Origin of the sequence: Dyadobacter sp. BHUBP1, assembly GCF_050587785.1 — a bacterium.
Taxonomy (GTDB): domain Bacteria; phylum Bacteroidota; class Bacteroidia; order Cytophagales; family Spirosomataceae; genus Dyadobacter.
Map to the genome: position 1 here is coordinate 552854 of NZ_JBOBIH010000004.1, position 19528 is coordinate 572381.

16 protein-coding genes are annotated in these 19528 nt (G+C 51.8%); 8 read left to right on the forward strand and 8 right to left on the reverse strand.

Annotated features, from left to right (window positions below; translation table 11 throughout):
• The first annotated feature begins 51 nt into the window (after nt 1-51).
• Nucleotides 52-501: a hypothetical protein gene (locus ACQ4MZ_RS18845; RefSeq protein WP_430847287.1), complete on the forward strand. Its 450-nt coding sequence runs from the start codon at nt 52-54 to the stop codon at nt 499-501.
• Nucleotides 502-560: 59 nt separating this feature from the next.
• Here ACQ4MZ_RS18845 and ACQ4MZ_RS18850 read toward each other — a convergent pair whose 3' ends face one another.
• A complete protein-coding gene (locus ACQ4MZ_RS18850; protein WP_430847289.1) occupies nt 561-1757 on the reverse strand; it encodes an MFS transporter in 1197 nt (398 codons plus the stop codon).
• Nucleotides 1758-2023: 266 nt separating this feature from the next.
• Here ACQ4MZ_RS18850 and ACQ4MZ_RS18855 point away from each other — a divergent pair, with 266 nt between their 5' ends.
• Entirely contained in the window at nt 2024-2401 is a 378-nt protein-coding gene (locus ACQ4MZ_RS18855) for a hypothetical protein (RefSeq protein WP_430847291.1), read from the forward strand.
• A 10-nt stretch (nt 2402-2411) separates the two neighbouring features.
• On the opposite strand, the gene ACQ4MZ_RS18860 is transcribed toward ACQ4MZ_RS18855, so the two are convergent.
• On the reverse strand, nt 2412-3419 hold the full coding sequence (locus ACQ4MZ_RS18860; RefSeq protein WP_430847293.1) for an ankyrin repeat domain-containing protein: 1008 nt from the start codon (nt 3417-3419) through the stop codon (nt 2412-2414).
• Between the two features lie 4 nt (nt 3420-3423).
• The gene (locus tag ACQ4MZ_RS18865) at nt 3424-4128 is read right to left on the reverse strand and encodes a DKNYY domain-containing protein (protein ID WP_430847295.1); all 705 of its coding nucleotides are present in this window, start codon (nt 4126-4128) and stop codon (nt 3424-3426) included.
• A 284-nt stretch (nt 4129-4412) separates the two neighbouring features.
• On the opposite strand from ACQ4MZ_RS18865, the gene ACQ4MZ_RS18870 reads away from it, so the two are divergent.
• From ACQ4MZ_RS18870 to ACQ4MZ_RS18880, 3 genes are all read left to right on the forward strand, one after another.
• Nucleotides 4413-8021, forward strand: coding sequence for a histidine kinase (locus tag ACQ4MZ_RS18870; RefSeq protein ID WP_430847297.1), 3609 nt, complete (start codon nt 4413-4415; stop codon nt 8019-8021).
• Nucleotides 8022-8024: 3 nt separating this feature from the next.
• The gene (locus ACQ4MZ_RS18875) at nt 8025-8789 is read left to right on the forward strand and encodes a LytR/AlgR family response regulator transcription factor (RefSeq protein WP_430847299.1); all 765 of its coding nucleotides are present in this window, start codon (nt 8025-8027) and stop codon (nt 8787-8789) included.
• A 76-nt stretch (nt 8790-8865) separates the two neighbouring features.
• The gene (locus tag ACQ4MZ_RS18880; protein WP_430847301.1) at nt 8866-9252 is read left to right on the forward strand and encodes a hypothetical protein; all 387 of its coding nucleotides are present in this window, start codon (nt 8866-8868) and stop codon (nt 9250-9252) included.
• On the opposite strand, the gene ACQ4MZ_RS18885 is transcribed toward ACQ4MZ_RS18880, so the two are convergent.
• The gene (locus ACQ4MZ_RS18885) at nt 9195-9518 is read right to left on the reverse strand and encodes a hypothetical protein (RefSeq protein WP_430847303.1); all 324 of its coding nucleotides are present in this window, start codon (nt 9516-9518) and stop codon (nt 9195-9197) included. The genes ACQ4MZ_RS18880 and ACQ4MZ_RS18885 overlap by 58 nt on opposite strands.
• 193 nt (nt 9519-9711) lie before the next feature.
• Here ACQ4MZ_RS18885 and ACQ4MZ_RS18890 point away from each other — a divergent pair, with 193 nt between their 5' ends.
• Nucleotides 9712-11034, forward strand: coding sequence for a Gfo/Idh/MocA family protein (locus ACQ4MZ_RS18890; protein ID WP_430847305.1), 1323 nt, complete (start codon nt 9712-9714; stop codon nt 11032-11034).
• A gap of 18 nt (nt 11035-11052) precedes the next feature.
• Here the strand turns inward: ACQ4MZ_RS18890 and ACQ4MZ_RS18895 are convergent, their stop codons facing one another.
• The 4 genes from ACQ4MZ_RS18895 to ACQ4MZ_RS18910 all read right to left on the reverse strand — a co-directional run bounded on the left by ACQ4MZ_RS18895 (nt 11053) and on the right by ACQ4MZ_RS18910 (nt 16808).
• Nucleotides 11053-13566: a sodium:solute symporter family transporter gene (locus ACQ4MZ_RS18895; protein ID WP_430847307.1), complete on the reverse strand. Its 2514-nt coding sequence runs from the start codon at nt 13564-13566 to the stop codon at nt 11053-11055.
• Nucleotides 13567-13623: 57 nt separating this feature from the next.
• A complete protein-coding gene (locus tag ACQ4MZ_RS18900; protein WP_430847309.1) occupies nt 13624-14565 on the reverse strand; it encodes a dihydrodipicolinate synthase family protein in 942 nt (313 codons plus the stop codon).
• 25 nt (nt 14566-14590) lie between these two features.
• The gene (locus tag ACQ4MZ_RS18905) at nt 14591-15748 is read right to left on the reverse strand and encodes a sialidase family protein (RefSeq protein WP_430847311.1); all 1158 of its coding nucleotides are present in this window, start codon (nt 15746-15748) and stop codon (nt 14591-14593) included.
• A 361-nt stretch (nt 15749-16109) separates the two neighbouring features.
• The gene (locus tag ACQ4MZ_RS18910; RefSeq protein WP_430847313.1) at nt 16110-16808 is read right to left on the reverse strand and encodes a FadR/GntR family transcriptional regulator; all 699 of its coding nucleotides are present in this window, start codon (nt 16806-16808) and stop codon (nt 16110-16112) included.
• A gap of 641 nt (nt 16809-17449) precedes the next feature.
• Between ACQ4MZ_RS18910 and ACQ4MZ_RS18915 the strand changes: the two genes are divergently transcribed.
• Nucleotides 17450-18295, forward strand: a complete 846-nt coding sequence (locus ACQ4MZ_RS18915) for a heme-binding protein (protein ID WP_430847315.1) — start codon at nt 17450-17452, stop codon at nt 18293-18295.
• Nucleotides 18296-18331: 36 nt separating this feature from the next.
• Entirely contained in the window at nt 18332-19528 is a 1197-nt protein-coding gene (locus ACQ4MZ_RS18920) for an FAD-dependent oxidoreductase (protein WP_430847317.1), read from the forward strand.

Here is a 19528-nt window from a genome sequence, read left to right on the forward strand (position 1 = left end):
TGTTCGGGTTTTGGGATAGTTAAATTGGGTTTCAACCAAAATCTACCTCCTATGCTCGATGTTGTTATAGTGCTGGTTATCATTGCCTTGGTGCTACTTTTTTTGCGCGCCGGCAGGCAGAATACGATTGTTTACAGAAAAAAAGTAGTCCCGCCTGATAGGGGGTATTCTATCGGGGAGAATCCGGGTGTTTTCCGCGAGTCCACTACTTCGGACTACGATGCAGACCATACATCTCCATCAGGTCACACATTTCAGGGAACATTAGCATTCAGAGGAGGTGAATTCGGCGGTGCCGGCGCCGGCGATTCCTATGGCAACGGTCCGGTCGATCCAACAGACAGTGATTTTGTGAATTTTGACACCTGCGCCGGTGATTTCTCCGATTCATGTGCCGAGGGCAGCGATTTTACTTGCGATGATTTCGGAACGAATGATTCTGGCAGTGGCGATTCCTGTTCCGATTCTTCGGGCGACAACTCGGCATTTTCCACTGATTAAATATGGAATCCAGTGGGACTGCCCCAGTAGGACTGCCCCAGTGGAACCGCAAAACGTGGCTAAGGCGTTTCAGTAGCGGTTTGCGATTGATCGCTGAATGCCAGCAGCACGGAGATTAACCCAAATGCGAAAAAGCAAACTACCAGCGGAAATACCCCATGGGCCATCATATGGCTTGTTACGGAGCCGAGCGTAGCGCCTACAAAGAAAAAGCAGGTACCATAAATAGCCGAAGCCATTCCCGCCATATTACCCATTGGTTCCAGGGCTAATGCACTGCTATTGGGCTCCACGGCCAAATTGATCGCGAGCATCAGGGTCACGGCGATGAAAAACAGGGGCATGCGCGGTGGGTCGCCAAATGCCCAGGTGAATGCAAGTAATGCAGCGCCTATAACGGTATAAATTACCAGAAGCCATTTGATTGTCCGCCGGGCACCGAACAGGGACGACAGCCGGGAGTTCAGCAATGCACACATGGACATCATTGCACCCATCCCTGCGAAAATCCAGGCGAAAAGCTCGGGTTTGCCATAAATCTCTCCCACAATGTGCTCGGAGCTGGATACGTAGGAGCTTAATGCTGTGAAAAGCAGCGTAGTAACCGTCGTATAGCGCAGGAAAGTGCGGTTGCCGATCACCTGTACGATGGAGCGCCATATGCGCGCGCGGTTCAGCGGCGTGCGTTGTGCAGGCGGAAGCGATTCTTCGAGGCGTAGCGACCATAGGAACACAGCTACGGCGAACAATGGTGGGGTGAGAAATACCATTTTCCAGGATCCCACAGACATAATAGCCAGTCCCAAAAACGGGGCGATCACCGGTGTGAACAGAAAAATTGTAAATATCAGAGACAGGATACGTGCCATTTCATCCCCCACAAAACGGTCGCGCACGCCGGCTATGGTCGTCATAAATACAGCGGAAGCACCCATACCGGCAAAAAAGCGTGCAGCGAGCATGGTGGGCAGGTCGGGGGCCAGTGCGGCTATGACACCTCCGGCGATGTATAACGGGAACCCGATTCGCAGGATGGCCAGGCGCCCGAAACGGTCGGAGAGCGCGCCGAAGAAAATCTGGGCTACCTGTCCCATAAAGAAGAAGGAGATGATCTGCGCTGTATCGGTAGCGTCGGCGTTCAGGCCAAAATGCCTTCGTACCTCACCGAATGCGGGCAGCATAATATCGATGCCAAGGGCAGTGAGCGTCATCGTGCAGGCCGAAAGGGCGATAAACTCGCCGGGTCTCATTTTCATGGTGCGATGTTTCTCGTAAAGTTAACCAGTTTGAGGCGTGGCACAGGTGTGTAAAACAGACTTTTACAAGGGGTAATCCAGACAAATTTGCTGTCCGGCACCTTTGAAGCTTGTTTGTATTAAATAAATAAGTAATTGGAAAAATATTATTGTCTTAAATATAGACAATAAATAAACTTCTTCTTTACATTTGCTGTACGACGGTCGCGGGAGGTCGACATCCCCTTGCCGGATGGTTTCATTTCTTCACTAAAAACGTATCGATTATGAGAAGGCTTAACTCTATGATGATGATCCTGTGCCTGCTGGGCGCAGTTTGCACGAGCATTGCGCAAACGGCACCCGCCGACTTTTTTGCCGGTAAATGGGAGATCACCGTTTTCGGAACACCCAATGGCGATGCTAAACTCGTTGCAGACCTGGCCCGGACCGACGGCAAACTCACTGGCCAAATCACCAACGCAACAGACCCCAGCGCCGAAAAAATAGCCATTACCAGCGTCGACGAGGCGGCCGACAAGATTACAATCGGTTTTTCGGCCCAGGGCTACGACGTGACTGTTGATCTTTCGAAGGTGGATGATGACAATCTGAAAGGAAGTATGATGAGCATGTTCGATGCTACTGCGAAACGGATGAAATAGGGCAGTGTGGTCAGCGACTGGTTGCCGGCGGCCCTTCCATTATCGCCCGAACGGCCTCAAAGTCGGCCAGCGCCTGCTCGTTTTCGGGGTAAAAACTATCGCCCTGCTCGATAAAAGTTTGTATGGAGGTGCCGTCCGGCGTGGTATAACGCGGGTCGGCACCTTTTTCGATGAGCATCTTGCATACGCCCCAGTATTGCCGTTCGGCGGCGTAGAGCAGTACTGACATTTTTTCATGGTCGCCGTCCCACGGTTTGACGGCATTGGGGTCGGCACCGTGGTCCAGCAGTGCTTTTACGCAATCATATGCCCCGTAGGAAGTTGACAGTGCTTCGAAGATGATAGGGACTACGTCGGGTTTGCCGCTGCCGTAATCGGTCACCCTAGCATTGGCATCGGCGCCGTGTTCCAGTAGTAGGCGAAGTACAGGTGCGTTTCCGGACGTCGCGGGCGAGAAATGGATTTTTTCGACGTCGGGATCGTCACTTTTAATGCTCACGCCCGCCTGCAAGAGCGCTCGAATGCATTCCAGGCGCCGTTCGCCGTCGTGGTCGACAGAGCCCGCGTTTGCAACGGCCATTTCAAGTAACGGATAACCGTAAGCGTTATCCCGGAGCCGCGGCTGTACGTCCGTGATGTATTTTTTCAATTTATCCGGCTTTGCATTAAAAATCGCAATGGCCATTCTGTCCCTTTCTTTGTCTTCAAAAAACGGTTTCGCCTCAATCATGTTGGTGATACCTCTTTTGAAATTGCTAATGGAAGACCCGAACGCCACCCAGAAAAGCGGCACTGCAACGAGGATGAATGCGGTGTATTTGCTCCAATTAAATGGAAGAAGATTGAGCGAGACCAACACAACCAGGGCGATGATTGCCAGGTAGTAGATAGCTCTTCCCATCCCGGAAGCCGCATCCCCGCCGCCTTTGGTAGGGAACAGCGTTTCGGCCATTACGAGCAGGAACAGCAGGGCGATCACCACCCAATTGAAGATGGTAACGATTTTCAGATAGTTCATATCTTTACCCAAAAGCGGGCTGGAATTGCATCATTGCCCGGAATACAGGTTGCCCGGAATTGCTTTGAAAGCCGTCTCCGTTGAATTTGTATACCTGGTAACGATCGGTAAAAATGCCATTTCCCGCATAATCGAAAGTGTCGATGTCGGCGACGCGGTAGCCCTTGCCATTGACAAAGACCTTGCTGTGATCTTTGTAAAATGAGGTCCTTTGCCATTTACCGATGTACCTGAAATGGCTGGCAGCTTCGGAGATCACCTGGTCGTCGAAATAAACACGCTGGCTGTCCTTGCTCAATCGCTCGTCCAGGCGTTTGAAGTTCCTGGCGTCGGAGGACATCAGGTCGTTTGCTTTAAACACATGCCGATCGTCCCGCCCAAGATCGGTGCCCAGGATCTGAAAGTATACGGGGTTAGCACCCGGAATGCATTTGCCCTGAAAATAGACATTTTCAAAATCGCGTGCGTAAAGCGAAGGCCCCGATTGTCCCACCGGACCGGCCGTCAGGATCTGGAAGGTCCTGGCGTGTGCGTCGGGGATCAATGATTTGCTGCCGTCTTTTCCCTTGTAAAAAACCAGTTTGTTGTCGATTTCGTAAACGTCAAAGGATGGCGAAGGGGTGAAAGACTCGGTAGCAGGGCGGAGCAGGAACACGCTTGCGACGACGAGTGTCAGGCATACGCCGGTTATCAGAAGCAGGATCAGCATAACAGTATAGGATGAGGTTGAGTGTGATGAGGATTATTTTTCATGGCGTTGGGAATAGAGCCGCAAAAGTGCATATCGGGACAAGTAACGTCCAGTTTTAATGATGCAACGGTAACTATTGACTATTTACCGGTAAATCACTGATTATCCGGTGTGTTGAAAAATGCCATTTCAACGATTTTGAGGCGGTTAAGGGTTTCTACCGATAAATAAATGAGGTAGTACAGTTGTATAGAATTGACGTATTTGGTCTCGAGATCGCAGATATTGAATGCGAATCATCAATGAAAATCCTGTCGGCAGTGATGCTCTTCCTTAAAAAGCTGGTTAGTGTATTACCCCTTGTAGGTCTTGTCTTTTTGGGCGGACAACTTGGGGCGCAGACGCTGTTTCAGAACATCAGATGGCAGGATGGGCTCAGTGCCAAGCAAATCAGATGTTTATATAAAGATTCTTCAGGCTTTCTGTGGATTGGTACTTCTGCGGGGCTCGATCGTTACGACGGTGCGGTCGTGCAGCGGTTCCATGATGTGAATGGCGGACAAAAGCACTTCGTAAACGCCATTCTGCCTTTTAACGGGGAAGATACCCTTATGATTGGGCTGCGGAGAGGCATCCTGCTGTTCGACAAAAAAACGGGCAGGTTCTCGAGGGATCCCCGGTTTGAATCGCTGGCGCAAAAATATATTGTGCGCATCCGCGCTGACGGACAGGGCCGCATATGGATCGGCGCATCCGACGGACTTTATTTGTATGACCATCAAAAATTGAAACCCCTGACAGAGGTATTCCCCGAAGCCCGAAAGTTCGATTTTTCGCATTTCCAACTCACTTTTATGGTGTATGACACGCTGCGGAGCGGACTGTGGGTGGGCGGGAACAGACCCTTTTTTGTCGATTGTAAATCCAGACTGGTTTATTTCAAAGGCAATAATCCCCTGAAAAGCCCCCTGCTTGAATCGGAGCATGTGAATGCCATTGCACTCGACCGGAGCGGTAATGTATGGTATGGCTGTGATACGGAGCCAACGCTGAACTACTGGGACTACCGGACTGGTAAACTGGACAAGCATTATGAGCTGGACGGTAAGCAGATCGGTGAAGGCTGCAACTTTATTTTTATTGATCGTCAGGACAGAGTGTGGGTTTCTACCTGGCTGTTTGCGGCGTTCCTGAAAGAACCGGGTCAACCGTTTCGTAAGTTGGAGTACAGTCAGGACCAGGCTTATACGATCGCCTACGGGCATTTTAGGGATGCTATTTCCGATTCGCAGGGCAACGTGTGGCTGGGTACGATTAATGGTGTGAGCAAAACACTGCCCAAGAATCCCATTGAGGCCATTTACAAACTGCCCAGTTTTCATTTCTTCCTGGAAACGAGTTTCGCCCATGCCAACTCCATTACCGTCGAGGGTAAGACGATCATCGCGTGCAAGGAAGACGGTGTCGTGTTTTATAATACGGTTGATCGTACCTATCAGAAATACCTCACGCCGAGCAAAAGGTTGCGAAATAATCGTTCTGTAATGGCAGCAAAAGTGGGTGAGACCTGGTGGTTTGCCGGATTCGACGGCATTTATTCGCTTGCGCCGGGGCAAACGGTTTTGCAGCGTTTCGATCAGATGAAGAAAGGACTGTCGTCGTATCAGGCGCCTTTCGTCTTTTTGGATAAACAAGGTAATATCTGGTTCGAAATCGATGGCGACGCATTCTATCGGTACAATCCGGTCACGAAAGTTTGCGTCCGTTTCGACGGTACCGACCCGAAATACGGGTTGTTCGAATTTGCCAATTCGCAGGCCTTTGTCCTGCTCTCCAACGGCGACATCCTTTTTGCTGTTGAGGGTAAAGGCCTATTGCGTTATAACCAGGCGACCGGGCGTTTCACACAATTGAATACGCCCGCCATTGCCGATGAATTTATATACGCCATGCGCCAGAGCAAGACAGGCGACATTTGGGCTGCGTCGACATCCGCCGGGCTGATGAAACTCGATGTCAACGGTCAGGTTATCACCAGTATTAGTACCAAAAACGGCCTGCCATATGATCAGGTTTCTTCACTGGATATCGACGACAACGGCGTAGTGTGGGCAGCTACGCGGGAGGGACTGGCTGCGTACGACCCTGTCAGCAACAACGTCAGTAAGGTGGAATTGGATCTGGGTAAGACGTTACAGGACTATTGGAACTACGTAACAGTGGCGGGCGGCAAAATCTACGCAGTAATGCTCGATCATGTTGTGGTGATCAATCCACGGCATTTTGCTTCGGTACCCGTGCAAAAGCCGCCTGGTATTACTTCCGTTAAAATTTTCGGACAAGAGCGTATCCGGGACCTCAAGGGTGATTTGCTGGAATTGAAACCGGACGAATCATTTGTTACCTTTCAATATGCATCGCTCAGTCACCGAGACATTCCTTCGCTGCAATACAGCTACCAGCTCGTGGGGCTGGACGATGATTGGGTACTGGCCGGGCGCAATATCACGGCATCTTACACGAGCCTGCTACCCGGCGACTACGTTTTTAAAGTAAGGAGTACCGATGAGAATGGCCGGTGGATGAAGGCTGCCGAGACGCTCAAAATACGGGTGCTACCGCATTGGTGGCAGACCTGGTGGTTCCTGATCGCCTGTACAGCGGCCATTATGGGTATTTTGTACTGGATTTATACGGTTTACATTAAAAGACAACGGAAAAAGGATCTCGACGACACGATTGAGTATTTTGCCAACAGCGTTTACGGCGATAACTCCGTGAATGAAATATGCTGGGATATTGCCCGCAACTGTATTTCCAAGCTGCATTTTGAAGATTGCGTGGTTTACCTGCTCGATAAAGAGAGCGGCAAGCTGATCCAGAAAGCGGCTTACGGGCCGAAAAGTCCGAAGGAATACGAAATCCTCAATCCGATCGAAATACCCGTCGGCGAGGGGATTGTAGGTGCCGCGGCGGCTACGGGTATGCCGCAGATCATCGGTGATACTTCCAAAGACCCGCGTTACATTGTCGACGATCAGGCGAGGGCGTCGGAGCTGGCGGTGCCGATCCTGCATGAAGGGCAGGTAATCGGGGTGATCGACTCGGAACATCCGCGCAGGAATTTCTATAACCAAAACCATGTGCGGGTGATCTCGACGATCGCCGCCATCAGCGCCAACAAGATTACCGAAGCGATGGCCCGTGCGCAGGCCGAACGGCAGGAAATTATGTTGCTCCGGATCAATAAAATGCTTGCCGAAAGCCAGTTGATGGCCCTGCGGGCACAGATGAACCCGCATTTTATTTTCAATTGTCTCAATAGTATCCAGGAATGCATTGTCACTAAGAAATACGCCGAGGCCAGCAAGTACCTCAACAAATTCGCCAAGCTGTTCAGGCTGGTGTTGAATAATTCGGGCCGGAACCTGGTGACGATCGCCGAAGAGCGGGACGTGCTGGAACTCTATCTCGAACTGGAACTGATGCGTTTTGGACAGGGATTTACTTATTCGATTGAATTGGATCCCGAGCTGGAAGATGACTATGTGCGGTTACCGTCGATGCTGCTGCAGCCTTTTGTGGAGAATGGTTTGTGGCACGGGTTAATGCATAAAGAAGGGGAAAGGCATATGAGTATCCGGTTTTTCCTGATCGGACCCGAACAGTTTGCCTGCGAAATAGAGGACAATGGCATCGGCCGGAAAAAGTCCGCAGAACTCAGGGCAAATTCCTCCCGCACACGGGAACACGAATCGCGTGGAATACGTATCTGTGAAGACCGGATCGACGTCCTTGCCCGTCAGGGCAACCATGCCTCCCTGCAAGTGATCGACCGGTACGATGCCGCCGGCAACCCGACCGGGACGCTTGTCAGAATTGAATTATCTACCTACTTATATCAGACTTAGACAATGATCAAAGCACTTATTGTTGACGACGAGCCGAAATCAAGAAACGTGCTGGCGCATTACATTGAAACTTATGTGGAAGAGATACGAGAGGTGAAACAGGCTGAATCAGTGGATATTGCGCTTGAAATACTCAAAACGTTCCGGCCGAATATTGTTTTTCTCGATGTGGAAATGCCTGGTAAAAACGGCTTCGATTTTCTGAGGGCTTTGAAGGAGCCTGCTTTCGAGGTCATATTTACGACGGCTTATAATCAATATGCGGTACAGGCGATCCGGTTCAGCGCGCTGGATTATCTGCTCAAACCGGTCGACCCCGATGAATTGCGCTCCGCGGTGGACCGCTTCCTGAAAAAGCAGAACGTACATCAGAACCCGGTGCTGTTCGACAACCTCGTGCGTAACATCGCGCACAAGCGTGCGAGCGAGTTCCGGCTCGCCGTACCTTACCAGGATGGCGTGTCTTTCTTCACACTCGATCAGATCGTCCGTTTGCAGGGGGAAGGGAATTATACCAATATCTTCATTAAAAGCCGCAAGCCGGTACTGGCCAGCAAGACTTTGAAATACTATGAGGAAATGCTGACGGAATTCGGTTTTATACGGACGCACAAGTCACATTTGGTAAACCCGAAATTTATTGCAAAACTCATGGCTGACCACGATTTGGTAGAACTACTGGACGGAAGCCGCGTAGAAATATCAAGGCGAAAGAAAGAGGAAGTGCTTTTACAATTGCCTCTCGGAAACCAGCCACTCGATAAGTGAAACTGTCCGTTAAATCACAATTGTCGTACTTTGGAACATTGCGTCTTTTCTTTGAAGCCATCGAATTCTATTGGCTATGGAGATATTGGCGATACATGCAGGGCAATTGTTGCTCATTTTATTACTGGCATTTCTGATCGTTGGAGGAGTGTGGTTCGTGCTGCGGTTCCGACGCACGATGCTCCTACTGGGAGGTAAGGAAATCCGCGACGGGCAGGTCGCGGACGCGGTGGTGCTGCTTTCGGAAGAGCATCGCGGATCCTACCTTCAGGGTGAAACCTACTATACCTTCCAGATCCATGTGAAGCCGGCGCGGGGGCGCAATTTTGTGACCGAGGTCCATGTATTGCGGGAGCAGCTTATTCGCATTCCCCAGGCCGGCGACCGTGTTTCGGTCAAATACAATTATTCGGGCCGCAAACGCTCCGTGGTTTTAAACCTGGACAGCATTCGGCCAGCGTAGAATTTTCTTTTATTGTCGGCGATTCGAAAATTATTATTCACCCCCATGAATGACCAGGCCCTTGTCCTGGGCTTCTCTTTGAAAATTCCTTTAACTTTTTTGGCCTTCGAAGTATCGATATGTGCGATGCTGATGTTCTGGCTGCGTTCACCGGTGTCCGAAATGAGCGTCTCGGCGTGGTCGTTGTATTGCAGGCCATCGAAGGAAATATTGGTAGTATTGTCGGTGAAAATGACGGGTTCCGATTGCTTCGTGATCAGTTTCACATTCTTGAAGCTGATTCTGTCGGCGTCGGTGAGTTTTACCCCGGTTCGGCCAAGAGCAGATCAAAGAAGATCACTTCCGGCGGGATTTGTCAGATTGACATTTGAAATATTGCAAGGATACTTTGTCTAAAAACAGCGGTAAAAATGCGGGAAGACCCGCTTTGTTTTGTGCTCATCGTCCAAAGGAGTTGTCATGACCATTTCGAGAAGAAAATTCATCCATACTGCCACGGCCATAGCCGGAGGTACTGCTGTCTCGCCCGTTATCACCAACTTTACGTACGCAGGTGCGCGCGGATCGACGTCCATCGGATCGCCGGGTGACAGGATACGGGTAGCGGCGATCGGGATCAACAGCATGGGATGGGCGGACGTTAACGCGGTGATGAAAAACCCGGGCGTGGAATGTGTGGCGCTATGCGATGTTGATCGCAATGTGCTCGACAAGCGAGCGGCGGAACTGGCAGGGAGGGGAATGCAGGTCCAGACTTACAGCGACTACCGGAAGGTTCTGGATAGCAAGGACATCGATGCAGTGGTAATCGGTACGCCCGATCATTGGCATTGCCTCATGATGGCCGAGGCCTGCGATGCAGGTAAGGATGTATACGTTGAAAAGCCGATCGGGAATTCCATCGCCGAATGCAGGGCGATGGTAGCTGCGCAACAAAAGACCAACCGGGTTGTGCAGGTAGGGCAATGGCAGCGCAGCCAGAAGCATTTTCGGGACGCAGTTGATTTTGTGCATTCGGGAAAGCTCGGTAAAGTGGGACTGGTGAAAGTGTGGGGGTATTTTAATTATGGCAATCCCATTTTACAACAGCCGGATGGCGCAGCTCCGGTGGGCGTCGACTATGGCCAATGGCTCGGTCCGGCAAGGAAAAGACCTTTCAATCCCAATCGTTTTCATGGCTCATTTCGCTGGTTCTGGGATTACGCAGGAGGCATCATGACCGACTGGGGTGTGCATTTGCTCGACTACGCATTGCTGGGTATGAAGGCCGGTGCCACGCCGAAACGCGTCAGCGCAAGCGGGGCCATGCTGCGTAACCCCGGCGCCGAAACGCCCGACACGTTGACTGCCCTCTTCGAATACGACGATTTTAACATCCAATGGGAGCATGTGATCGGCTACGGCGCGGGTATCTACAACCGCCAGCACGGCATCGCATTCCTGGGTGAGAACGGCACACTCATCGTCGACCGGCAGGGTTGGGAAGTGGTACCCTACGAAAAACGTATGGAGGCGGTTCAGCTTACGAAGTCGTCCGACAATGGCTTGGATGAGCACGCCAAAAACTTCGTGGAGGTGATCCGCTCGAGGCGCATGGATGATCTGCGTGCGCCCATACAGGCGGGTGCAGAAGTGGCGATACTTTCACAAATGGGTAATATCGCTTACCGCATGGGTACTACACTCCATTGGAATGCTCAAAAAGGTGAGTTTGATGACTCTATGGCTAATAAATTGATTACCAGTGAATACCACAATGGCTATAAAATGCCGCGCGCGTAACTTTTTCCGAAAGCGGGCTCAGGAAAGCCGGGGGAAGGCTTTGCTTACCAGCCACCCGAAAATCACACATCCGAAAATGCCGACACCGGGATACAGGAAGAAATGTACCCAGCCATTGGCCTGAACGAAATAGAGTAGCACTGCGCTAAGGAAAAAACCGGCGAGGACTCCCGTGCTGTTGATGGAAGGGACGAATATACCGGCTACAAACATTCCCGCCAGGCAGCCGCCGAATATGCCGATCAGTTTCAGGTACTGGTCCCAAATGCTGTTGTTCTCCATAAAAACCAGCCAGACGGCAATGCCGATCCCCGCGGCGCCCAATGCGAGGGTGGTGTAGCGGGCAAAGCGGAAGCGCCGCAGATCGTTGGAGTGGGGAACGAAGTGCTGAAAAAAATCGGTGGTGACGACCGTAGCAATGGAATTCATAGACGAACTGATCGTCGACATGGTGGCCGCGAAAAGACCGGCTATCACCAACCCCCGCAGGCCGGCAGGCAATTGCGTAGAGATGAACCATGGGAAAATATCGTCGGTACGCGCTATCGGGTTGAGGAGTTGGGGATTTTGTTTGAAATACACCCACAAGGCGGTCCCGACGAGGAAGAAAATCAATGTGGCGGGAATGACGAGCAACGCATTGGTCCAGATCGACCGCCGGGCTTCCGCTTCGGTGGGCGTAGTGAGGTAGCGCTGTACCACCACCTGGTCGGACGTATAGGTAACAATCTGCGTCATGAAATTACCTGCCAGAACCACCCATAGCACCGGTTCGGTTATGGCCCAGCCGTTGTTGACCATATGAAACTTGCCGGCGTCGCCCGCCTGTCCGAACAGCGCATCGAAACCCCCGGATGCATAGGCAATGAAGAATAAGCTGACGAACGCCCCGCCCAGTAGCACACCCACCTGCATTACCTCCGTCCAAACCACGGCTTCAATGCCGCCGGAGATGGTATAGGCAGTGGTAATGAGGCTGGTAAGGATAATGCAAAGCATGAGGTTCATACCGGTAACGGTGCTCAGAACTAACGCAGGAAGGTAAATCACGATGCCTAGCCTTCCTACCTGAAAAACTACAAATGTAAGGCTGCCGACCAGCTTTACCGTTTTACTGAACCGGAATGCGAGGTACTCGTACACGCTGGTGATTTTTAGTTTGCGGAAATAAGGCAGGAAAAACCAGATCACAATCGGCGCAACGACGACGATCATTGCATTGGCAAAAATGTATGTCCAGTCAGTAGCATAAGTTTTGGCCGGAATGGCGATGAAAGTGAGGGCGCTCAGTTTGCTCCCGAAAATGCTTAGTCCGGCCGCCCACCAGGGGATATTCTGGCCGCCAAGGAAGAAATCGTCGGTGCTGGCGCTCATTTTGCGGGAAACATAAATGCTGATGCCCAGTACCAGCAGAAAATAAACCGCCACCACACCCCAGTCTATGCCGTTGAACGTACCCGTATTTACCACCGGGCTGCCCGCGATTACCCGGGGCGTGCGGATACCCGGCTGAACTTCGCCGGAAGGGATCACCAGTTGCCCATTCCAGGTCACGAGCGGCGTCGTAACAGACGTTTTCCCTCCCTGAAATGTCCCGAGCGAGGCCCAGGTATCGGTAATGCTGTGGTAGGCCATGATTTCATTGCGGAAACCGGGATGCTTTTCGCGCAGCTCCGTCACCCGTTGCACATGTGCGCCATCGTCCCCGCCCACCACGAGCAGGTGCGACTGCCCGGCCGCGTATGCCGGCGAGGGTGCAGCCGCCACCGCATTGGGCAAGTCTGCGATGCGTTTCCAGGTTTTGCTTACCGGGTTATAGGCAAGGCATTCATTCAAATAATTACGTTTTACCGCGCCTGTGGCTGCATTATAGTGCAGTTCTGCTCCGCTAAAAAGGTAGAATCGGCCGTCCTGCGCGCCGGCGACGGCCAGCATACGTCCGTTGCCGGGTATAGCCGGCAGTTCGCTCCATTGTTTTTTGTATAAATCAAATTCCCAGAAACGGTTGAGCGCATTGGTATCGGACGGCGCGCTGGTACCGCCTGCAACAAGTATTTTATCGCCCAGCAATGCGCCGGAAGCGTATGCAAGCGCGACAGGCAATGCAGGGAGCGGCGTGGTGGCAATGCGGCCGTCCTTCCAATTGAGATAAAACGCCTGATTGTAATGCCGGGTACCGTCGGCGCCTCCGAGGCAGAAAATGCCTTCCGGCGTGGTCAGCGAAATACCGTAACCCATTGCGTGCGGCAGTCTACCCACTTTCTTCCAGCTCCCCGAAGGATTTTCCAATACAAAAATGCCGTCGTACCAGGTTTTAGGCGCGGTACCCCATGGCCCGGCATTGCCCGGGAAGTTGACACCCCCCGCGACAACCAGCGCATCGTTACTCACGCCTGCATAAGCACCGGCAAATCCCACATCGTCGGGAAGGGATGGCAGGTCTTTCCATTGCAGAGGCGAAGGCCCCGGCTGCTGGGCATTCGAAATCACAGCTTGCAGGAAAATGGTCAGAAAGAAAAGGAAGCGGCTCATCGGGTCTTTAATTATTCACTCATGTATTCAATCATTCAGTCATTCAGTCAGGTATAGTCATGGGTGGTCAGGGGTGGCTTCTCCGTTGGGCAGGAATTTGAAAAAACCGATGTCGGTCAGTTGCCGGTGCAGCGCCTGGTATTGGCCATCGGACAGCACTTCGAGCGGTAGCCGGCATGGACCCATATCGAAGCCGAGCATTTTCATCACCGCTTTTTGGGCGGGGATCGGTGCGTATTGCACTACCGTACGGACCATTTCTACGCAAAACAGCATTTGTTTCCGTGCCTTTTCCATCTCGCCAGCTTCGAAATACTGCCTTACTTTTAAATAGAATGGGGCAGCGAAATTGAAAGTGCTTCCGATGCAGCCTTTGGCGCCCATCGACAATGCGGGCAAGTGGTTTTCATCAAAACCATATAACACATCATATTTGCCGTTATCGAAATTCAGGCATTCCTGGTACTCCCAAAGCGTAGCCGCGGTGTACTTTACACCGGCGAAGTTGGGGATTTGCTTTTCGGCAATGCGCATGAAGTCGAGCACGTCCACGGAAAAGCCGGTGAGTGAAGGAATATGATAGTAATAGAATGGCAATTTCGGTGCGCCGGCCGCGATGTCGGACATACAATCGGCGAGGTTTTGTACCGAGGTGGGTTTGAAATAGAATGCTGCGACCGACGAGATAGCGTCCGCACCCGCTTCCTGCGCGTGACCTGCCAACTTGCGCGCCTCCGCGATGCTCGCGTGCCCTACGTGTACGATCATACTCAGGCGACCTTTACCGGCATTGATCACGGTTTCAGCTATCCGCATGCGTTCTTCGAGCGTGAGGTTGGGGCCTTCGCCATTACTGCCGCATATGAATATGCCCGAAACGCCGGTGGCGATCAAATGCTCGACCAATGTGGGAAGCAGTTCGTAATGCACAGAGCCGTCCGGATGTAAAGGTGTGAAAAGCGCGGCAATGAGGCCGTCGGTGTGTTGGATGGTAAGCATATGGAATGGAAGTGTTGAAATTCAGCTATTTGTAAGGTCCGAACAGCCATTTTGGGGTAATTGTTTGCAGTACGATCTGCTCGTAAGCACCGGTTTTACCAGCTTCATAAAGGCACAGGATATTGCCGTCCCGTAACACGGCCATAGATGAATAGGCCGACGGACCAGGGAAAATGGTTCGTATGACCGGCCACGTTTTTCCCTCATTGAAACTGGCCCGTAACGTCAGGTTATGGCGTTTGGTGGTGCTCGCGGGATTGAGAAAGAGCATTGCACCGAGGCCTTTTGCATTCGGGCGCCGGTAGCGGATGATCGACCCCTGGCATACCGGTTCGACGAGCTCCGGAATGTCTTCCGGCGCGGTCCAGCTCACACCGCCATCATAACTCAGCGATTGGGCCCGCCTTCCGCGGCCAAAGTAGGAGCGCATGTTCATCAGTAGTGTGCCATTGCCGTCGTCGACTTCAACGACCTGGCATTCATTCATATTGGGCGTAATTGTGCCGCCGAGCTGCCATGTTTTGCCATGGTCGTCACTGTAAATGGCGTGCGCCCCATATTCGAACGGGCCGTTGCGAACTTTGCCGTTGGGATCGTCGTAGCTGAAATCACAGGGGATCACAAGGCGGCCTTTTCGCGGTCCCTTACGGATTTGAATACCAATGCCAGGGCCGGTTGCATACCATCCCCACTCGGGTTTCTTGGTGGTTTGGGTTATTTCAACCGGTTTCGCCCAGGTGGCACCGTTGTCGGAACTGCGGGAGAGCCACACCGTCCGGGTCGACTCGGATTTTTTAGTAATAATGTCTTTTTCAGACGCATCGCCGCGATTATGGGTCATCAGCAGGAGAATTTCCCCAGTTTGTTCGTCGAGCACCGGGCATGGATTGCCGCAGGTATTGGCGCCATCGTCCCATACAACCACTTGCCGGCTCCATGTTTTGCCGTTATCCGTCGAGCGTTTCATGAGCAGATCAATGTCGCCTGCGTCGCCGACTCCCTCTTTACGGCCTTCGCAAAAGGCGATGAGTGCGCCATTTTTAGCCTGGATGAGCGAAGGAATGCGGTAACTATTATAGCCATCCTCACCTCCCCGGAACAATGTGTGCGTTTCGGGAATGTCTTGTGAAAATGTACGGGTGGCGGCCAGGACGAACAGGACCAGCCATGTTTTTTTGATCATAATTAGTAGTTATGTTCTACATATTAGTAAATGTAAAAGCATTGTGACTGAACATCCAAATATTTATTCAGAAAATAATGCAAATTGTTGGGCTGGATATGCACGTTGAGCCTGTCGTTGCATCCCTGACGGGGATTTCTGAGCCGTGCATGTGCTCTTTTCTACGAATGTTGCATGCCTGACGGCATTTAGGCTTCAATCGAAGACCGCGACGGCCTCGATCTGCGGAAAATCGCGTGGCGATATAATATTGGTAGCAACAATGTGGGTACGGGTTGGCATTAAATGCCCTGGGCATGCAACAACAATGGGCGGCCCGGCAAAACAATCTCTCCTTGGCGGGATTCAGGGAATGCTGTTATTAGGCCGTCAACCGATCGAAATGGGGCTTTAAATGCGCTTTCATTCCTCGGCGGAAATCTTCTGAATCACCTGTTTTCAGGATTTCAACCAAGTCACGGTGCGTGACTTCGCCGACGTGGGCCTGGCCATTGGTCCGGATTTCATAATCGAGCACATATTCAAAAACCGGTAGCAACATTTTCTGGAAACGCATGTAAGTATCATTGCCCGTCATCTGATAGAGCTTGCCGTGGAAAGCGATTTCGTGTTCTACCTGGAAGGCTTTCTGATGCTTGTTGATCTCCTGTGCTACAATGCTTTCCAGGGCGGTAATGTCGTCGGGGGTTTTGCGGAGATAGATGAGGTCGGCCAGGCCCATTTCCAGCACCAGCCGCAGCTCGAAAATATCCTTCAATGTGTTTTTGCCCAAAATCAACGGATCGAGCACCCGCTCGAGCGAGCCGAGAATGTCGGGCTGCGCGAGCACCATACCCCGTTTTTTGCGCGTATCGATCATTCCCAGCATCCGCAGTCGACTAAGTGCCTCACGCACCACGTTCCGGCTCACCCCAAGGGCGTCAGCCAATTCCTGCTCTTTAGGCAAGGCATCGCCGGGTACGAATGACTTCCGTTTCAAATACTCCCGCAGCCTGGATTCGACCAGGTCGGTCATCGTGGAAGCCTCCAAAGGCCGGATATCTTTTTTCAGATCACTCATACATGCATTGGCCAGGCGGCGAAAAATGGGTTCTGGGTGTAAAACTAATAATTCCTTTTGTAGGACATAATGTGGGGCGTGGAATTTTAACGGCCGGCCGGGTGGCGCGAGGCTGCGATAATGGTCAGGTGTTGTCAGGTGTAGTCAGGCGTTGTCATGGTGGTCAGGGGAGGTCATGCGTAGTCAGGGGATGTCATGTGTAGTCAGGAGTTGTCAAGTATGGTCGAATGTTGTCATTCGTTGTCAGGTGTAGTCAAGTATTGTCACGCGATTGGTTTACAACCCCTGACAACACTTGACTATACCTGACAACACCGGCAACACTGGACTCTACTTGGCCGCACCTGATTACCCTTGACTATATCTGACCACACCTGACTATCCTTGACCACACCTGACCACGAATTGCGGGCTGCCAAACTGCCGTACCGCAAAAGCCTTCGACCGTTAAATAAGTTCGAAAGTAGTATTAGTTTGATTGATTATTATTTCAACTAGTTTGTCAAATATTATAAAACTAGTTCTATAATATAACGTGGTGAAATCCGGAGCGGATGAGTTATGGCAGGTTGGTAATGATCGGATTGACAGGCCATGAGTGCCCGGTACGCATTCTCTTTTTCACTAAACCATCATACACCATGTTAAAAGTTACTAGCAATGCCCTTCAAACCATTCGTTTAGGCGGCGCCCCCGATGAAACCGTTTCGATGTTCGGGCCGCTGACCGACCTGATCGGTACCTGGGTGGGCCGTAAAGGCTGGAACCTGGTTGCTGTTCCCAATCAGAAAGGCGGTTTCCTGCTCCTTGTGCAGCCCTATACCGAAACACTTACTGTGACGCCGTTAAGCACGCCCACACCCAACCGTGGAACGCATATTGTGCAACAGGTACCGACGTTGCTATACAGCCTCTCCATTCACAGTAATGTCGACGGTAGTTTGCTCCACGCCGAAAATGGTACCTGGCTCCTGTTGCAGGATTGCCCGGATGAGTTCAGCATTGCACGGCAGGCATCGGTACCTCACGGAGACTCGTTGCTGGCATTGGGCGGTTCGTCGGTGACGCCGGGTGCGCCTGATATCCCGGATATCAGTACTTTGCCCATTACCGGTCCGGGCTCCAAGCCGCTGGGCTACACCGATCCTTATCTCACGCCCCTGGAAGGCTTTAATAAGGTGAACCCGAATGCCACCCTGCGCGACGCGATTGCCGGTCAGACGATTACTTCTACGACCACCATTTCGGTCAGCACAGCCAACAAAGGAGGGATTACCAACATTCCATTCATCGTTCAAAATGCCAACACGACGAGCTTCGAGGCTACTTTCTGGATCGAAACCGTGAAGAACCCGAATACGGGCGGCTCGTTTCTGCAACTGCAATATTCGCAGAATTCCATTATCGAATTTATCCCGCAGTTTCATGATCCGTCCAAGCTGATCCAGTGGCCACACGTGAACATCAATACGCTCGTGAAACAATAAGCATTTCTTAAAACCTTCACAATAAATTGAATATTCATGAGGCAACCAACAGATCATCACTTTGATGTGATCGTGGTCGGGGGAGGGGCTATTGGCCTTTCCACCGGTTACCATTTGGGAAAACGAAAAGCGAAAACACTGGTTCTGGAACAATTCAACTTCAAAAACCAGCTGGGCAGCTCGGCGGGTGTTTCGCGGCAATACCGCATTCCATACCCGGAGGAATATATGGTGCAAATGGCGCTGGACGCACAGCCCTATTGGGATGAGCTCCAAACCCTGACACCCAGAACTTTGCTCGACAAGGTCGGCACGCTCTGGTTTGGTGATCCGTCGGTGCATTCCACTGAGGGGAATATTGCCGAAGCGGAGCAGGCACTCAAAGCGCTGAATGTGCCTTATACAAGTCTTACCGCAAAGGAAATCGAAGCGCAATACCATTTCCGGAACTTGCCCGAAACTTACACGGGCCTTTTCCAGGCCGACGGCGCCAGCATTGATTTCCGCGCTACGATCGAAACGCTGTACCAGGCTTGCGAGCGGGATCCTTACACGGTCCTGCAAGATGAGTCGCCGGTGACAGGCATCGGGCAGGACGGAAAGTTGTTTACCGTGACGACACCGAAAGGCGTTTTTACGAGTGAAAAACTGGTGTTGGTACCTGGCCCGTATATCGACAGCGTTATCAATTTGCTCGGCTTTACGATCGAGGCGACTTACTGGAATATGTCCTCGTGCTATTTCAAAAAGACCGATCCGAAGATCCAGTACCCGACCTGGTTTGTATTCCAGAATGCGATCGGCTCAAATGGCAACCAGTTTTATGGTTTCCCTGGTGTGGACTGGGACCATCCGGAGTACATCCGCGTAGCGCCCGATTTTGTGATCGACCCGCTCACGAGCCCCGAGCAGCGCACGCTCGTGCCCAACCCGCAGGAGCTCGCGTACACGTCGGCGTGGGTCCGCGACCACATGACGGGCCTCGATCCGACGCCGTATTTCACTTCCACCTGTCTCATTGCGTTGAGCAAGATCCCGAACAAGGAACTGCTCATTGATTTTGCACCGCCTTACGTGCCTAATAACCAGAACATTGTGGTGTATGCCACAGGCTGGGCGGCGAAGTTTACGCCGTTTCTAGGCAAAATACTGACCGAGCTGGCTCTGGACGGCCATTCCACGTTTGATATTTCGCCGTTCAAGCTGGGTTACAATTATTTCAAAGCCATTTAA

Excerpts from the sequence above, each read along its gene's own strand:
- ACQ4MZ_RS18920 (WP_430847317.1), top strand. The coding sequence starts at position 18,332 with ATGAGGCAACCAACAGATCATCACTTTGATGTGATCGTGGTCGGGGGA.
- ACQ4MZ_RS18900 (WP_430847309.1), bottom strand. The coding sequence starts at position 14,565 with ATGCTTACCATCCAACACACCGACGGCCTCATTGCCGCGCTTTTCACA.
- ACQ4MZ_RS18905 (WP_430847311.1), bottom strand. The coding sequence starts at position 15,748 with ATGATCAAAAAAACATGGCTGGTCCTGTTCGTCCTGGCCGCCACCCGT.
- ACQ4MZ_RS18865 (WP_430847295.1), bottom strand. The coding sequence starts at position 4,128 with ATGCTGATCCTGCTTCTGATAACCGGCGTATGCCTGACACTCGTCGTC.
- ACQ4MZ_RS18890 (WP_430847305.1), top strand. The coding sequence starts at position 9,712 with ATGACCATTTCGAGAAGAAAATTCATCCATACTGCCACGGCCATAGCC.
- ACQ4MZ_RS18875 (WP_430847299.1), top strand. The coding sequence starts at position 8,025 with ATGATCAAAGCACTTATTGTTGACGACGAGCCGAAATCAAGAAACGTG.
- ACQ4MZ_RS18860 (WP_430847293.1), bottom strand. The coding sequence starts at position 3,419 with ATGAACTATCTGAAAATCGTTACCATCTTCAATTGGGTGGTGATCGCC.
- ACQ4MZ_RS18915 (WP_430847315.1), top strand. The coding sequence starts at position 17,450 with ATGTTAAAAGTTACTAGCAATGCCCTTCAAACCATTCGTTTAGGCGGC.
- ACQ4MZ_RS18870 (WP_430847297.1), top strand. The coding sequence starts at position 4,413 with ATGAAAATCCTGTCGGCAGTGATGCTCTTCCTTAAAAAGCTGGTTAGT.
- ACQ4MZ_RS18855 (WP_430847291.1), top strand. The coding sequence starts at position 2,024 with ATGAGAAGGCTTAACTCTATGATGATGATCCTGTGCCTGCTGGGCGCA.
- ACQ4MZ_RS18895 (WP_430847307.1), bottom strand. The coding sequence starts at position 13,566 with ATGAGCCGCTTCCTTTTCTTTCTGACCATTTTCCTGCAAGCTGTGATT.
- ACQ4MZ_RS18850 (WP_430847289.1), bottom strand. The coding sequence starts at position 1,757 with ATGAAAATGAGACCCGGCGAGTTTATCGCCCTTTCGGCCTGCACGATG.
- ACQ4MZ_RS18910 (WP_430847313.1), bottom strand. The coding sequence starts at position 16,808 with ATGAGTGATCTGAAAAAAGATATCCGGCCTTTGGAGGCTTCCACGATG.
- ACQ4MZ_RS18845 (WP_430847287.1), top strand. The coding sequence starts at position 52 with ATGCTCGATGTTGTTATAGTGCTGGTTATCATTGCCTTGGTGCTACTT.
- ACQ4MZ_RS18880 (WP_430847301.1), top strand. The coding sequence starts at position 8,866 with ATGGAGATATTGGCGATACATGCAGGGCAATTGTTGCTCATTTTATTA.